The organism is Mesorhizobium sp. L103C105A0 (assembly GCF_000502215.1).
In the GTDB taxonomy this organism is placed as follows: Bacteria; Pseudomonadota; Alphaproteobacteria; order Rhizobiales; family Rhizobiaceae; genus Mesorhizobium.
Map to the genome: position 1 here is coordinate 905,242 of NZ_AYXF01000002.1, position 15,770 is coordinate 921,011.

Below are 15,770 nucleotides of genomic sequence, written 5' to 3' on the forward strand. Positions count from 1 at the left end.
GTGGATTCCGTCGGGTTTGGGTTACTGGCCTGCCTGCCGCGCTGCATCGGCCTCAGCCACATCAACAGTGTAAAGCAATTCACCGTTTTCGTTGGATACCCTCACAAGCCAGCCGGACAGAGCGTCCGTGCCAGGCTGCAGGTCGGCGAGAAGATCGATTGCGCAGCGGATAGCTTCGGACCGGGCCGCCTCAAGGCTCGCCATCCTCGACGGCGGTATGCGTCGGCTGGTTTCGCCATCGCGATACTCAAAGACATATACGTCGCCGGCGCCGTCGCTTGCAGAGGTTATCTCGACCTGGTCGAAATTGCCGTTGCTGCTCGCGTCATATTCATTGGCTGCGAGATCAAAGGTCGCTGTCTGGACCAGGATTGCCTTTGCGCGGGCAAGCACGTCATCTTCAGCTTGTATCCCGACGTTTGCCATGTCCACCGTAACGCAGTCGCCGCCCTCGCCGCAAAATATCACCCGGCGAACCGACTGCCCGTCTGGCGCCCTGGCATTCACCACTTCGGTCCGAACGACTTGCATGACACTCTCCTGCCTGTGTCTGACAATGTTCATGGTGCGCTTTCGGTTCCTGCGGATGCAGGCGCCGGCCCGGCTGTCGAGACCGACAGGACTTCCCCGCCGGACATTGACGTGCACCGAGCCCCCGCCGCAGGAACAATTCGAACGGAAACGCGTTGCCCTAGCTGGAAACGGGATAAGCGCAAAATGGCCGCGCCACGTGCTGCCTGGAAGGGCTTCTTGAAGGTTGGTTCGGTTACTTGCGGCGTGAAGATTGTCGGCGCAACCAGCGAAGCATCCAAGATCCATTTCAAGATTTTGAACCGCAAGGACGGTCTGCCGGTCAGGAGCGTCTACGCCGACGAGGAGACCGGAAAGCTGGTGGATGCAGCGGATCAGGTGAAGGGTTTCGAGATCGAAAAAGACGAATTTCTCCAGATCGAACCTGACGACATAAAGGCGTTGAAGCTGACGTCGAAGCACACGCTCGAAGTCGGCGAATTCGTATCGATTGACGATATCGATACGCGCTATCTCGAGAAGCCCTACTATCTGATCCCGGCCGACGGCGCCGCAATCGAAGCATACGGAGTGATCCGCGATGCCATGAAGAACAAGGGCGTGGCCGCTCGATCCTGCGTGGTGCTCTACCAGCGCGGCCGCGAAGTGCTGATTCAGCCCTATGGCAAGGGCATGGTGATGACCGAGCTTCGCAACCACAACGAAATGGTTTCGGAAAGCACTGTGTTCGATGGATTGGCCAAGCAGAAATACGACCCCGATCTGCTCGAAATCGCCGGCATGCTTATTGACAAAAAAGTGACGACCTTCGATCCCTCGAAATTTGAAGACACCTATGAAGACGCGCTGATCGCCATGATCGATGCAAAGCGCAAAGGCAAGAAGCTGCCGAAGCCCGCACCAAGGCCACAGGAGAATGTCATCAACCTCGCTGAGGTGCTGAAGAAGAGCCTCAAACAGGAAGGGCTGGCGAGATCCACAAAGAGAGCCTCACCGAAACGCAAGACAGCATAGTTGATAACTGCCCAGCCAGAAGGTCCGCACAGCAGCTCCAGCCGCCCTTAATAGCTCGGAACAATTCTCGCGGTTGCCCGTTGGCCACCAAGGACGATGCCTTATGGCCGAGATCAAGAACGTCGACAGGGCAGTCCTCAAAGAGCCAGAGGCAGCGGATGCCAACATTGCGCTCAAAGGAGCCGGAACGCAGGACTCTGATCGGGCGCCGACAAGCCCCAGGACCGCTGGCCATCGGTAAAAATACATGGGGTGTGAAAAGACCCTTTCGCCTCCAGACGCGGCGACGCGCGACCTGTGGCGGGCCGAACCCCACGCCCAAGCGAAACCCGGAGAATAGATGTGCCCCCCAAACCAGAGCCAACCGAAGAGCCGCCAGTGGATGCGCCGACGTGGACGCCGGACATACGCGAGCCTGAGCCGGATCTTCTTCCCGACGAAGTGCCAGTTCCTAATCCGGACGAGAACCGTGATCCGCCAAAGCGAGGCGTGGTGACAGACTGAACAACGAGTTTGGTCCGGCATCCTCCTGCAAAGGCGTTTATCTCGCCGCCGGGTTCAAGATCGCCAGTGAAATGCGACTGGATTTGGCTGCGCCGAATGCTTGACGGATTTGGTCTCGATGGTGTGGACCTGTCGACGCCTCGCCAAGCCTCATTTTCCAAGTATCTGTTCGAACGTGCATTGCTTCGGGCTTTTGTCAGGACGCCATCGCAGAAATTTGGTGCCATGACGGAAACGATCGCCGGTGACATGATCGAACCGCACCTCCGCCACCAGTTCGGGCCGCAATGGCTCCCATTGTCCGCTTCTTTCCGTGCTCCACCGACTGGGACCGCCCGGCGCTTTTCCCGTGAAGCCAGGAGCCGATCGCAAAGCTTCAAGTTGTCGCGTAAGCTTGGCCCTGTCCTCCCGGGCGATCGTCGAAGTGAACCCGACATGGTCGAGTTGCCCCTGGTCATTGTACAGGCCAAGCAACAGGGAGCCGACTTCACGCGAATTCGCCAGGTAGCGGAACCCTCCGACGACACAATCGGCCGTGCGCAGGCGCTTGACTTTGACCATGGCGCGCTCGCCGGGTCGATATTCGTCATCGAGAAGCTTGGCAACGACCCCGTCGGTCGAACCTTGTCCGGATTGGCCAAGCCATCTGCCTGCCGCCGCCAAATCACGCGTCGCCCGAGACAGTTCGAGATCCTTTCGCGCGGCCGACTTTACGAACAGTTCGAGTGCAGCGCGCCGAACCGAGAGCGGCTGCTGCATCAAGGCGCCCTCGGAGGTCGCCAACATGTCAAAGAGGATCAGCTTTGCCGGCGTCGCGACCGACAGTTTCCGGATCCTGCTTTCCGCCGGATGCAGCCGCATCTGCAAGGCGTCGAAAGAAAGAGAGCCTGCAATTTCGATGACGATCTCACCATCGACCACGAACTCTTTTGTTTTCAGTTCATGCAACATCGCGACGACTTCCGGGAAATACCGCCCTAACGGCTTGCCGGATTTTGCACGCAACTCCACGGCCGCGCCGGATTTAAAGGCCAGGCAGCGGAACCCGTCCCATTTGGGTTCGTATTGCCATCGGCCAGCATCGGCCGGCAACGTGTCGGCAGCCTTTGCTTCCATCGGCGCCGTGCTCAACGCCACGCCGAAAGACGATTTTACACTCGTCGGCAGATCGCGAGAGATGGCAGATTCGCCCGTCATGAAAGTTCCGTGGACAACGATGGAGATCGACTCAACGCAGCACTGGTGCCGGCTTTGGAAAAAATCATGCTCCAACAGGGTTAGGTCATGATGAGATTTCAACCAATCTCATCATGACCTGGGACGGTCTACTCGGCAGCCTGCATGTTGATCTTGCTTTCCGCCATTTCGGTGAGCTTGCGATCGGTCGCCTGCTCTTCTTTCAGGTTCTTGGCCAATACGTTGGCGCAGTCACTGCGGCCAAGCTGCTTGGCCCAGGCGATGAGCGTGCCATATCTGGTCATCTCATAGTGTTCGACCGCCTGCGCCGACGCTATCAGCGCCGCGTCTAGAACCTCCTTGTCGTCGACGTCGCCGCTCACATCGTCGGCTTCCTCCAGAATGCCGTCTATCGCCGGGCAGTTGACCTCCTTGGCCTTGACGCCATGCAATTCGAACACCTGTTCGACGCGCTCGATATGGCCTTTGGTCTGCTCGAGGTGTTTTTCGAATCCGGCCTTCAATTGCGGATCGGTTGCCTTGCCGATCATCTTCGGCAGCGCTTTCTCGATCTGCTTTTCGGCGTAATAGATGTCGCGCAGCGTGTGCACGAAGAGATCGTCGAGTGTCTTGATGTCCTTCGAAAAGAAGCCCATGGCCTTACCTTTCATTGTGCAGAAGTTCGGGTTCGGCGGCGGCTTGCCCGCCACCCGCGGAGGCCGGGAACTCGTCCCGGCTTGCTGGTCAACGCACCGGTGCCGGAGGAGTTCCTGATTCCGAGCCGGCCGTTACTCCTTTTCGGGACGCTGCGATCCATCTCCGGAGGAGCTTTGACCCGATCACACGTTCCATGGTCCAGACGAGGACCCTCAGGCGCACGCCGGCGCGGAAAAACTGACGGCCAGGAGAGCCGAAACGTGCTGTGCGCCGCAAGCTCTCGCAGGCGATGGCTGCTTCGGCAGATGCAATGCCAGCGCCGGGCGCGCACTATTGTCGGGAGAACTCTTGGTCAAGTATGCGAAGGCCCTCTTCATATTTGGCCGCCGACGCTCCGACCTGCCTCGACTGCCAGATGTTGTCCTCCAGATCGGCGCGTTTTACGGGGAGCGCCACTGGGTTCGACGCAGCCCGCCGGACAAAGGCGAAATACTCCTCATCCGGACTGCGCGACATGGCATCGACCGCCGCGGCAATTGTCGGTCCGAAGCCTGCTTCTTCGAGCTTGGCGCGGGTCCAGCCTTCGCCTTTCTCCAGAACGTCATGAAGGTAGGCAACAGTCTTCTGATCGATTGTCTCGACAGCGTCGACGACACGGCGGCAATGCTCGATATAGGGCCGCCCGGTCTTATCGCGCTGCGACGCGTGAACCTCCTCCGCAATCTTTGCCGCCTGGTAGAAAATGCTCATCGCGCCTGTCCTTACCGTGATTGTCTCTGCCTGATGAAACCTATTCGACGATATGTGGCGTGTGTCGCTTGTCCTCGGCAGGGTCGACATCGATACGGGCCTTTTCCGGATCGAAAGCGCCGTGACCTGCAATAGCCAGAGCGGCCGCATCGGGCGTTTCGTAGGCCCACATGAAATCGTCGGAAGAACTGCCGACGGCGTGGACACGCCAGTAGCTTGCGGTGCCTTTAAGCGGGCACCGGGTGGTGGTGTCGGTCTTTTCGAAAAGATCGAAATAGATGTCCTCGAAGGGGATATAGAAAACGGGCTCGTGCCCGTCTTCACGCAGGACCTTCGCCCGCTCCGTAGCTGCGACGATGGCGTCGGAAAACCGCACCGTCACCGTGCCGGAAAACGGTTCTATGGCCAATCGGCCAAGGTTTTGCTGTGAAGTTGCGCCTGAAGTTTGCATCTGAATTTCTCCCTGGCGATGACCGCAAGATGCCTGGAGACGAAATGCGCGGCGGCGCTTCAGGTTCCGGCATGTCCGATGAAGCTGAATGGCGGGCCGGACTTAAAGCGCCTACCGGTTTCCGTATCCAGCAGTTCTCGTTGGTAAGGCGCGGTGAAATGCTCGTCCAACCCATTCGAAGACTTTGGAAGGACGACACGGTCGTCGCTTCCGTGGAGCGTCAGGGCTGGCACCGAAATGATCTTCGCCGCTACTTGCCGGCGGGCGAGTTCGTGGCTGGAGATGCTCCAGCTGTTTGGCCGTCGTCAGCTGCCGCCTCATGTACGGGCTCCGGGGCGGCCTCAGTTGCTGCCAAGTGGGCCGCAAGGTCCCTATAGACCTTGTCCCTGCCGCCATCGTGTTTAGCGATCAGGCCAAGTAGGTCATGACGGCTTAGCTTTGCAATCTTCATTAGGAATTCGAATTCGTGCTTCGGAATCGAGGCTGCTAGGCGATCGAGTTTGGCCCGCCGGGTCTCTTTGGACACATGTGCTCCTATGTATCCACCCATGCGAGGTACGTACTCGGAGGCCCGCCATTGTCTTGATGGCGGGCCTTCGGGCGGCCGAAGCCGCTAGGTCCATTGGCTACTTGTTGCAATTTTGCACGGTCGAGGTCGTTGCGCCACTTGCAGTGTTGTTATCGATGTCATTGCCTGCGGCGTCCTTGCAACGGTCGGTCATGCCGTTCGATTTTGTAGTCGAGTTTGTGGAATTCGGATCGGTTGGCACGGCCGCATTTCCGCTGCCAGTGCCATTGCCAGCGGCGCCGCCGCTGCCAACAGTTCCAGTACCAGTTCCATTACCCGTGCCAGCCGTGCCGCCAGCACCCGTTCCATTTGTCTGCGCCAGGGCGGAACCGGCCAAGGCAATAGTTAGCACCGACGCGGCTAGAATTTTCTTCAACATTGGAGTCTCCGTGTTTGAATCGCCGAATTGCGATCGCTTTCCCAACGACAGGTTTTTCTCATTGTTCCCGGCGTAATGGATTGTGATCCGCAGCAGCCTTCGTCGAGGTGGATACTCTTGCCGGCGCACGAATTGTGATGAGACCTGACAAGGCAGGATGGGCTTTGTTCAACACCAAAGCGATATGTTGGGCGCGGCTGCATGCATCCGACGCGATCGCGATGCGGAATGTGGGCAAGACGGGTTACAACAGAAGCGGCGATCAGAGCTGCGAGCGAACCGGCCGCCTTGATGTTAATCTGATGGTTGAATCTCAAGACCATTCCGACGCAGGAGCAGAACGCATGCCGGCTCGATCCGAAGGATTTACAATCGCTCTGGCTCACAACGGGGATGCACGAACGCAGGCGGCCGCTGCGCTCTATCGACACAACATCGAACAAACCGGAATCGATGACCGGGCAGTGATCGGCGCGGAGCTTACCGACCCCTCGGAAAAGTTCTGGGGTGGAATTTGGGGCAGAACGGAACTGGGGCTCCTGTTTCTCGACATGTTCTTCTTGCCTGAAAAATTGCGTGGCCGATCCTATGGATCACAGCTTCTTATGGCGATTGAGGAGGAAGCCATTAGGCGTGGATGCAAGAGAGCCGTCGTCGAGACGAGCAGTTTCCAGGCGCCTCAATTTTACCGGCATCATGGGTTTGAGGAATTCGGCAAGGTCGAATTCGTTATTCCAGGACACGCCCGCATCTTCCTTCGCAAGAACCTGCAGTAATCTTTGCGGAGGCGCCATCTGCACGAACGGCTGTTCGCCGGCAAAACGCCGGCGCCTTAGCCCTCCCAGCCGTAGCCATCTACTCCCGAAGGTCCTTTTGCCCTTTCCATCCGGGAAGCTCGGTCATCGGGCATAGCAGCCGCGGTCGCGCCGGATCGGAGATATCGAGTTTATCCCAGGGAATGCGGTACAGGCCGTCGCGGCGGCGCAGCCGAAACAGGTCGAGCATCGCGATGCCGATGGTCGAGGCCGACAGACGCTCGAACGCGGCGTAGATGCCAACGTGGAATTCAGTAACGACGAGCTCGTCGCCACGCTGTTCGGCGAGAATCTCTTCGATGTGACCGATGCTCTTTCCGCGCTGCGAGAGCACGCGTCGCCCGGCAAGATGTTCGAGGTTGACTGTCCTCATCATCACGCTCCTGGGATGCGCCCGATGACATGATCGCGCAACCAGTCCTGCCAGGCGAAAATCGACGTCTCGCCCACCTCGATGTCACATTCGATGTCGAGCCCGTTGTCCTGCACCTTTTTCCACGCAATCCTGTGTGGCACGGCGTGGCGTTTGCCACCCACCCTCGTCGCCAGTTGCGCCATCCATTCCCCGGGCCGCGCGCCAAGGCGGCGCGCCAAAGTGATGGAGCCGAGTTCTATCGCGACAATCCTTGGTGGTTTGCCCCGCCGCAACTCGGCCACCACTCCGTCGACCTTGCCGATCTTGACCCGCCGGCGGTCGAACACCTGCTTGTCCAGGAGATCACGCATCAATTCCATCATGTGCCTCCGAATATCTGCAGCGGAATCGTCACCACGGCGAGCACGAAGGCAAGCGCGATAATGAAGACAACGGCGGCATTCGAAATGATGCCGTTGCGATGTTCGCCGACATAGCGTTCGTCATTCAGCAGGAAGAGAAATGGAACTACCGTCAGCGGAAGGCTCGCCGCCGTTACCGCCATGGAAAAGATGGTCAGCCTCAGTGGGTCGAGGCCAAGCATGATCGGAATGGCGGCCAAAAACAATGATGCCGTATAGACGGCACTGAAGCCCGGATCATCGCGCGGCTTGCGATCCTCGCCCCAGGTCCAGCCAAAGCCCTGTGCCACCAGATATGCCTGTTGCAACCCTACTTCGAGTGCGGCGCCGAAACAGGCAATGGCGAGCGAGGCAACGAATAGAACGAACCCCCAGAAGCCGAATATAGGGATCAGCATCAACGGCAGTTGGTGATAGTCGTCCACCTGGTCGATGCCGCGCGTCGCGAGAACGAGAGCAGCGACGATCAACACGCCGATCGAAATGGTCCCACCGAAGGTCATGCCCAGCCCGGCGATGGCACGATTGGCTCCCAGGTGGCTTTCATCCCATTTGTCCTCGATAGCTCCCGAGGAATAGAACATGAAAAGATAAGGCGATATCGACGCGCCGAGAATGCTGGCCGCCATGAACCAGTAATTGATGGCATCGTGAGCCGGCAGCGAAGGCACGGCGCTGCCAGCGACCGCTGTCCAGTCGGGCTTTAACAACACCGCACCAACCACGAAGCACAGCGTCACGAGGCCGAGGACCGAAACGCCTTTCTCGATAAAGCCAAACGTGCCTTTCCACAGCAGCAGCCATGCCAGCAACGCCACCGGCAGTGCCCACCACTGGAAGCCTATGCCGGTGGCAAGTTCGAGTGCGATGGCCACACCGCCGATCTCAGCGGACAGCACCATGAAATTGACGAGAAGGACGACGAGCAACGGCCATAGGAAGACGTTGAACCCAAATCTTTCACGAATGCCCTCTGAGATCGTGTGATGGCTCATCGCGGCGAACCGACCGGCCATTTCAACCAAAAAGATGATGCATATGGTGCCGAGAACTATGGCCCAGATTAGCTGGAATCCGAAGGCGGCACCCGCCTGCGCCGCCGTAGCCATCGACCCGACTTCGAGGAAACCTCCGACACTGGTGACGACGCCAAGCGATATTTCCAGAAGCTTCTTCACGGCTTTGGTCCGAAAGCGCTGGTGTAAGCGGCGGCGAGCGAGCGCATGGCCGCCCGAAGATCCTGTTGTGCGCTTTCCACCTCAGTGCGATTGTTCACCCGCAATCCCGCCTCGGCATGCGCCACCGCCACCGACAAACTGTTGACTGCTGCCGTCAGTCCTGCTCGCCCGGCTGGTTCAGCGGTCTCGGCCGATCGAATTTGCGCCTCGACATCGGCCAGCGTTTTTCCGACCGAGTGCAGTGCGGCCGTGGCATAGGCGGACGGTGCCGCTCCCTCCACCCAGGCATCCAGCACCATCGATACGGTCTGTGCCGCGGAGGCCGCTGTTCGTGATTGCTGCGCCACCTGATTGGAAGACGAGCATCCGGCCAACCCGGCTAGAATCAGAAGCAAGCACAGGCAGCCAACCGGAAAATGACGGTCGTTATGGGGTACAGCGCGCGTTGGATGCGCCACTCGGATTTCCTCCCCGGCCCGAACCAACTGCGTCCGGCATCAATGATCTAGAGCGCTCGGAGAGCTCGTCAAACGAAACCGACGACGAGCTTGTGAGGTCGGCTAGTCCCACGTAACAAAACGCTCCATCCCGGACAGCCGTGAAAGTGGGGGGGCCCGCGCTTCTCTTTGGCGCGGAGAAGCGCGGGCAGATCGGGCTGAGGGGATGACCCGATCGCGCAGCATCAACATGGGAGGGCAACAACGCTGCACGGTTCGAACTTCCAACTGGGCCACTTGTTCCAACTTCAACTGATCCGTTCTGAGTACTCAATCCATGCGTTCGGGGGGCCTTTTTTGAAGGTAGGCCATCGCGAGTTCTCATGGCGTAGAACGGTTTTTGTCGCAACGGCCCATCCATGAATGCGCGCGACGACCGCGATGACGACCGTCGCCTGACCGTCATGACAGCGCACGATCAATCCAGCCCAAACGCCGCGGAACAATTGTGCCCGCTCGTGGTTCCGATGGCACGAAGATGGAGGATATGATGACGGACGCCAAACTCGCTGTGGTGACCGGCGCCTCGAGTGGCATCGGAAGGGAACTCGCAAAGCTGTGCGCTAAAGACGGTTACGACCTGATCATCGCCGCCGACGAGCCGGCTATCCGGCAGGCGGCAGAGGCACTAGAGACCCACAATGTAACGGTCGAAGCCATTGAGGCCGATCTGGCGACCGTCGAGGGCGCCGATCGGTTGATCTCCCAGATCGGCGATCGCGATATCGACCTGTTGTTTCTCAATGCGGGACGCGGGCTCGGCAACGGCTTCGTCGACCAGGACTGGCGAAAAGTCCGCCGGATCATCGACACCAATGTCACCGGAACGGTCTATCTGGCGCATGAACTCGGCGCCAAGATGGCCCGGCGAGGTCGCGGGCGCATCCTGTTCACCGGGTCGATCGCCGGCTTCATGCCCGGAACATTCCAGGCCGTCTACAACGGCACGAAGGCGTTCATCGATTCCTTCTCGATCGCGCTCCGCCATGAGCTGAAAGATAGCGGCGTGACGGTCACCGTGCTGATGCCTGGCCCCACGCAGACGCGATTCTTCGAGCGCGCTGAAATGATGGATACCAAGGTCGGCTCCGATGAAAAGGACAATCCGGCCGATGTCGCCAAGACGGGTTACGAGGCGATGATGGCCGGTGATGAACAGGTCGTCAGCGGTTGGAAAAACAAGCTGCAGGTCGCCGCCGCGCATGTCACGCCGGCAGCCACTTTGGCCGAACAGCACCGTAGGATGGCCGAGCCGGGGTCGGCGTCCAGCGACTGAGCTGATATTTCGCGTCATCAAACGGGCTGGCATTCGCAGAGACCGCATGTGCTGCGCGAGGCAATCTATCGCTGCCGCAGGGGCGGCACAATCTCGGTTCCCGGCGTCTGTGTTGGCCTGGTCGATCACATCCCGTTTGGCGGCGATGAATGAGGGACCGGCTTTCCGGATGGGCCAGACGCATACGCAACGCTACCTGGAACCTTTATTGGCGATGGTCCAGAACGGCGAAATCGATCCCTCCTTGTGATTACCCACCGGACAGATCTGAAAGCAGGGCCGGATCTCTACAAGACGTTCCGCGACAATCAGGAGGTTGTGTCAAAGTGGTGATGCGGCCTCACGGCCGAGACGGGCAAAGGCGACCCACACCTCACTGCAATCACAAGGGAACATTCGCGTCGACGGCCGGTTAGGTGCCACTTCCGTAACGGTCACCTGCCGTCAAAGCGAGCCCATGATGAACCACGACCAGCATGACAATGTACCAGATGCAGCGCGTAGACTTGTCGTCGGAAGCATGGCAGGAGGAATTCTCGCCGCTTATGCTTCCACGGCGTCAGCCGATACGGGAACAGTGCCTGCTAAAGCAGGCCCTGCGAGTCCGATGCTCAAACAGAATCCGGTGACGCAATATCCCCAGCCGCCGTTCAAGCCACAGGAACAGAAGTGGCCGGGGTTGGCGAGCAAGATGGTGCCGCGCCCGGATCACGGCGAAACGACCTACAAGGGATCAGGCAGGCTTGCCGGTGGCAAAGCGCTGATAACCGGCGGCGATTCCGGTATTGGTCGTGCGACGGCGATTGCATTCGCGCGCGAGCGTGCGGACGTTGCTTTCGGCTACCTCCCCGAAGAACAGGAAGACGCCGACGAACTGGTGGACCTAATAAAAGCGGCAGGTCAAAAGGCTTGCCGGCGATATCCGCAATGAGGCCTTTTGCAGAAAGCTGGCCGATGAAGCAGCAACGCCCCTCGGCGGTCTCGACATCCTGGTCAGCAACGCTGCCCGCTCACTAGAGTCCACGGTCCTCAAAAAGGGGCGCCGAGCTCACCGCTCCTTAGGCGTGGTGGGCTTTCAGACTGTCTACAGGAGGAACCAATGGCTGGCGATGAAATAGAAAGAAGGCGACTGCAGATGTTGATCGAACAATATCTGGAGACCCGTAAGCGACGGCACGATTTCGTGTCGATCGCGAATGCCGAACTCGCGATCAAGGCGGTCATGCCGCATTGCCCGGTGTCAAGCGCAGCGTTGGCAGAAATGATAGCCGCTGGCGCCGTCACTTACGGCCTTGGCGTCCTATTCGACGCGAGGCAAACCGAGGGCGAACTGCCCGTCGTTTGATAGGCTCATCGCCTGACCAATCGTCGCGCGGTCGCCAAGCCCAGCTCTGGAATACGCCAGACCGGGAGCATGTCAATCGTGCCGGCCGGATCGCAGGCACCTGCTGGCGACGCCGTCTCGGGCCTGGACCCGAATGTCGTCGCATATCTGGTGAAAAACCAGTGTCTTTGTCACACGAGAAGTGCGTTACCGGGCTTCTCGTTGGGTTGGCACCGTTCCGCTGTCCTGGCGTCTTGCCAAAGACGTCGGTTGAACACCGAGCATATTTCGCACGGCCTCGACCAGCGCGGCAGCCCACACGGGTTTTGACAGCATCTTGTGATGACGCAAATCCTGCGGAATGTCGGATGTTGTGTACCCACTGACGAAAACAAACGGAATTCCGCGTTGCGCTAGAAGAGGGACAAGGGCAGCGCTGGTCTCGCCGCCGAGACCAATGTCCAGGACCGCGGCAGATATGACTTCACTCTCGATCAGCTTTTTCGCGCGAGCAACGGACGGCACTGGCCCGGCGATGGCGAAGCCGGCCTCTTCCAGAATTGCGCGGTGCTCCTCCGCGACCAGCCATTCATCTTCGACGATAAGGATACGAGATGCAGTCACGTTTCGCTCTCCCGATGATCAAACGGAAACTCAATCCGCAAGCTCAAACCATCGGAACCGAAAGATGTTTCAAAATTTCCGCCAAGCCGATACTCAATTTCGCCCTTCACCAGCGAAAGACCAAATCCCGTCTTCTCAGGCGGACTGACAGCGGGACCGCCGCTTTCTAACCATTCGAGCTGAAAACCGTGATCCGACGCCGACCAAGTCACGGACACCACGCCGTTTGGCACGGACAAGGCGCCATATTTTCCAGCATTCGTGGCAAGTTCATGGATCACCATGCCAAGCGACAGGCCCTGCTGAGGCTTGAGGCGAATGTCCTCGCCTGTGGTGTTGATGCGTTCCAGCCCGAACGGCTCGACTTCCTGCCGCACGATTTCCTCGACCGAGACCTCTTTCCAGCTTTCGCGCGAGAGCACTCCGTAGGCCCGCGCCATGGCGCGCAGGCGACCGATGAGCGCTTCGGCGAAAGCCTCCGAAGAGGGAGCATTTTTCAGGGTCTGACTGGCAATGCTGACCGTAACAGCCAGCATGTTCTTGACCCGATGGTTGAGTTCCGAGATCAATACCCGCTGGTGGGCTTCGGCTTCAGCCATGGTCGTCACATCGACAAAGGTCACCACCACGCCCTGGATTTTCCGCGCGCTGTCGCGGTAGGGGATCAGCCGCACGAGATAGTGGATGCCGTTGCTATCGCGCGGCAGCTGGTGCTCGATCATCTCGCCGGCCCTGAAAACCTGGGCAATATGGTCGCGCAGGTGCGGATAATCGAGCCGGCTGGCAAGATCGGTCAGCGGTCTTCCGATGTCGGTCGGCAGCAAGTTGAAGAACGAAGACGCCGCCGGCGTGAAGCTGCGGATAACCAGCTTGGTATCGAGAAAAACAGTCGCGATCTGTGTGCTCTCGAACAGGTTCTTCAGATCGCTGTTGGCACGATCGAGATCCTCGATCTTGGAAACCAGTTCGGCATTGATGGTGTTCAATTCCTCATTGAGGGACTGCATTTCTTCCTTGGAGGCCTCGAGCTCCTCATTGGAGGACTGGGCCTCTTCGTTGACCGAGACGAGTTCCTCATTGGAAGATTTCAACTCCTCCAACGCGGTCTCATATTCTTCGATCGTCGATTGCAGGCGCTCGCGCGTATCGCGGAGCTCGCGTTCGAAATCAGCAATCCCAGATGCCACCGGCTGTCGAACCTTTAGAGCCTCCAGCCGGGGCTGCGGCTGGCCCACCGGCTCGAACAGGACGAGAAACAGCGGCTCGCCGCTGCCGCGATCAGTCAAGGGCTCGATCGTCAATGTGACGAATTGGACACGATCTTCATCTTCTTCAATGGCTATCGCTTCGCGCACAACCGTGCGCCGGCCCTCGGCGGCTTCCCGCAAAGCGCCGCGCAATTCCAGACGCAGGCCGCTGCGTGCCATTGTGAGCAATTGTCTGCTCGGCACCCCTTGCGGCGGCTCGAGATATTTGCCGGTTCGGACCGAGTAATAGACTACATCTCCATCACCATTGACGACGACGTGAGCCGGAGCGAAGCGTTCGAGAACCTGCGCTTCAACGGTTTGCCTTAGGGAATAAGACAAGCCGCGGCGGGCATGTGTGTCATTGGCGCTGGAAAAGTTGGTTGCAGGCGCAGCATTCAACAAGATCGGCAGCCGCGGCGGCGCCGAATGTTCTCGTGCCTTGAAGATCCGTTGTTTCTTGTCGACCGGTGCAAACAGGTCGGCATGCTGGCTTATGCTTTCGGAGGTGCCAAGGAACAGATAGCCACCGGGCTTCAGCGAATAGTGGAAGGTCGGAATAACCTGCTTTTGCACATCGGGGCCGAAATAGATCAGGAGGTTCCGGCACGACACCATGTCCATGCGCGAGAAGGGTGGATCGCGGATGACGCTGTGCGCCGAGAAGATGCAGAGATCACGTACGCTCTTGCTCAAGATGAAACTTGTGCCGTCATTGCTGAAGAAGCGTTCGCGACGTCCAGGCGAAACGCCCGCAAGCAATGACTCCGGATAGCGCGCCGAACGTGCGATGCCCAGCGCCGCGTCATCGATGTCCGTGGCGAAAATCTGGATGCGCGGCACAGCCGAAAGTGTATCCATATGCTCGCGCATCAGCATTCCGATCGAGAAGACTTCCTCGCCGGTTGCGCAGCCGGGCACCCAGACGCGGATCGTATCGTTGGCGTCCTTGCCTTCGAAAAGTTTGGGGATGACGGTTTCTTCCAGGGTCTTGAAAGCGTCCGTGTCGCGGAAGAAATTTGTCACGTTGATCAGCAGGTCGCGAAACAGCGACCGCACTTCCTCCGCATTTGAACGAAGCAACTCTATATAGGCATCGATCGCGGTGTTCTGTGTTATTTGCATGCGTCGCCTGACGCGACGCAAGAACGTCTTGGCCTTGTAGCCCGAGAAATCATGTCCCGAATGGCTGCGCAGGATCGCGTAGATTTCCTCCTGGCCCTTGCGGAGTTTCAAAGCACTGGCCTTGCCATCGTCAGCTTCAAGCTCGTCGAGCAGTTCAAAGCTGTGGGCAAATTCCATGAGTTTCGCACCCATCTCATCGGCTGGGATGGCGATATCGATCAGACCGGAACTGATCGCGCTGCGCGGCATGTCGGGATTGCTCGGACCCGACTCGTCGGAGAGTTGCGCCAGCGTCAGGCCGCCATGCTCCTTGATTGCCTTGATGCCCAACGTACCGTCGGAATCGCCGCCCGACAGGACGACGCCGACGGCGTATTCGCCCTGATCCTCGGCCAGCGCGCTGAAAAAGATATCGATGGGCTTGCGCTCCCTGGACACCGAATTCGGTTGGCGCAGCTTTAGGCTGGAATTTTCGATGGTGAGGATCGCGTTGTGCGGCATCACGTAGACGGTGTCAGGATGGATATCCATTGCATCTTCAGCGACACGAACCGGAATTCCGGTGTAAAGCGCAATCACTTCGTGCAGCAGACTTTCCCGTTCCGGGCTGAGATGCGTGACGATCACGAACGCCATCCCGCTCGAAGACGGCATCCCGCGAAAAAATCCCTCCATGGCGGCAATGCCGCCCGCAGAGGCGCCAATACCGACTATGGGGAACCTCGGCAGCTTTTGCATCAATTGTCCTGCTTCAGTGAAATGCAACGCGGCAGCGCTGATTTCGATCCAATGTGTAAACCGTTCCTGGTCGAATTCCCATCCCGCACCGCCGATAGCCACGGAACCGATGGACGCGATCGCCGTTTAAAGCCCGGAG

Annotated in this window: 15 protein-coding genes and 1 pseudogene; 5 read left to right on the forward strand and 11 right to left on the reverse strand. The window is 58.9% G+C overall.

Annotated features, from left to right (window positions below):
* Entirely contained in the window at window positions 1–1,545 is a 1,545-nt protein-coding gene (locus tag X727_RS1000000169780; protein ID WP_348524523.1) for a Ku protein, read from the forward strand.
* A gap of 654 nt (window positions 1,546–2,199) precedes the next feature.
* Here the strand turns inward: X727_RS1000000169780 and X727_RS155585 are convergent.
* The 5 genes from X727_RS155585 to X727_RS0133605 form a co-directional block, all read right to left on the reverse strand.
* A complete protein-coding gene (locus X727_RS155585) occupies window positions 2,200–3,246 on the reverse strand; it encodes an ATP-dependent DNA ligase (protein WP_023815880.1) in 1,047 nt (348 codons plus the stop codon).
* 128 nt (window positions 3,247–3,374) lie between these two features.
* A complete protein-coding gene (locus X727_RS155580; RefSeq protein WP_023668075.1) occupies window positions 3,375–3,881 on the reverse strand; it encodes a ferritin-like domain-containing protein in 507 nt (168 codons plus the stop codon).
* Window positions 3,882–4,212: 331 nt separating this feature from the next.
* Window positions 4,213–4,632 (reverse strand): HD domain-containing protein, encoded by a 420-nt coding sequence (locus X727_RS155575; RefSeq protein WP_023744501.1) that lies wholly within the window; start codon window positions 4,630–4,632, stop codon window positions 4,213–4,215.
* A gap of 40 nt (window positions 4,633–4,672) precedes the next feature.
* Window positions 4,673–5,083, reverse strand: a complete 411-nt coding sequence (locus tag X727_RS155570) for a DUF427 domain-containing protein (RefSeq protein ID WP_023704637.1) — start codon at window positions 5,081–5,083, stop codon at window positions 4,673–4,675.
* Window positions 5,084–5,709: 626 nt separating this feature from the next.
* On the reverse strand, window positions 5,710–6,030 hold the full coding sequence (locus X727_RS0133605; protein WP_031195797.1) for a hypothetical protein: 321 nt from the start codon (window positions 6,028–6,030) through the stop codon (window positions 5,710–5,712).
* 137 nt (window positions 6,031–6,167) lie between these two features.
* Between X727_RS0133605 and X727_RS0133610 the strand changes: the two genes are divergently transcribed.
* Window positions 6,168–6,806 (forward strand): GNAT family N-acetyltransferase, encoded by a 639-nt coding sequence (locus X727_RS0133610; RefSeq protein ID WP_023744499.1) that lies wholly within the window; start codon window positions 6,168–6,170, stop codon window positions 6,804–6,806.
* A gap of 79 nt (window positions 6,807–6,885) precedes the next feature.
* Here X727_RS0133610 and X727_RS155560 read toward each other — a convergent pair whose 3' ends face one another.
* Genes X727_RS155560 through X727_RS155545 form a run of 4 tightly spaced genes read right to left on the reverse strand, consistent with a single transcriptional unit; the run spans window position 6,886 to window position 9,258 of the window.
* Complete coding sequence (locus X727_RS155560; RefSeq protein WP_023681169.1) at window positions 6,886–7,218, reverse strand: hypothetical protein; 333 nt, start codon at window positions 7,216–7,218, stop codon at window positions 6,886–6,888.
* A gap of 2 nt (window positions 7,219–7,220) precedes the next feature.
* Window positions 7,221–7,583 carry a hypothetical protein gene (locus X727_RS155555; RefSeq protein WP_245260609.1) on the reverse strand — a complete coding sequence of 121 codons (363 nt, stop codon included), beginning with the start codon at window positions 7,581–7,583 and terminating at the stop codon, window positions 7,221–7,223.
* On the reverse strand, window positions 7,580–8,800 hold the full coding sequence (locus X727_RS155550; RefSeq protein WP_023681168.1) for a divalent metal cation transporter: 1,221 nt from the start codon (window positions 8,798–8,800) through the stop codon (window positions 7,580–7,582). Before X727_RS155550 ends, X727_RS155555 begins: the two co-directional genes overlap by 4 nt.
* Entirely contained in the window at window positions 8,797–9,258 is a 462-nt protein-coding gene (locus X727_RS155545; protein WP_050586847.1) for a hypothetical protein, read from the reverse strand. The genes X727_RS155550 and X727_RS155545 overlap by 4 nt, the downstream gene beginning before the upstream one ends.
* Window positions 9,259–9,787: 529 nt before the next feature.
* Between X727_RS155545 and X727_RS155540 the strand changes: the two genes are divergently transcribed.
* The 3 genes and pseudogenes from X727_RS155540 to X727_RS155535 all read left to right on the forward strand — a co-directional run bounded on the left by X727_RS155540 (window position 9,788) and on the right by X727_RS155535 (window position 11,918).
* A complete protein-coding gene (locus X727_RS155540) occupies window positions 9,788–10,573 on the forward strand; it encodes an SDR family NAD(P)-dependent oxidoreductase (RefSeq protein WP_023736051.1) in 786 nt (261 codons plus the stop codon).
* A gap of 607 nt (window positions 10,574–11,180) precedes the next feature.
* Window positions 11,181–11,583: pseudogene (locus X727_RS1000000165520) on the forward strand (SDR family NAD(P)-dependent oxidoreductase); the annotation flags it as partial.
* 89 nt (window positions 11,584–11,672) lie between these two features.
* Window positions 11,673–11,918 carry a hypothetical protein gene (locus X727_RS155535; protein WP_023687844.1) on the forward strand — a complete coding sequence of 82 codons (246 nt, stop codon included), beginning with the start codon at window positions 11,673–11,675 and terminating at the stop codon, window positions 11,916–11,918.
* A gap of 186 nt (window positions 11,919–12,104) precedes the next feature.
* On the opposite strand, the gene X727_RS155530 is transcribed toward X727_RS155535, so the two are convergent.
* Together X727_RS155530 and X727_RS155525 are read right to left on the reverse strand one after the other, a co-directional pair.
* Window positions 12,105–12,521 (reverse strand): response regulator, encoded by a 417-nt coding sequence (locus X727_RS155530; protein ID WP_081726066.1) that lies wholly within the window; start codon window positions 12,519–12,521, stop codon window positions 12,105–12,107.
* Window positions 12,518–15,631, reverse strand: a complete 3,114-nt coding sequence (locus tag X727_RS155525; protein ID WP_023736052.1) for a CheR family methyltransferase — start codon at window positions 15,629–15,631, stop codon at window positions 12,518–12,520. The genes X727_RS155530 and X727_RS155525 overlap by 4 nt, the downstream gene beginning before the upstream one ends.
* Between the last annotated feature and the right edge of the window lie 139 nt (window positions 15,632–15,770).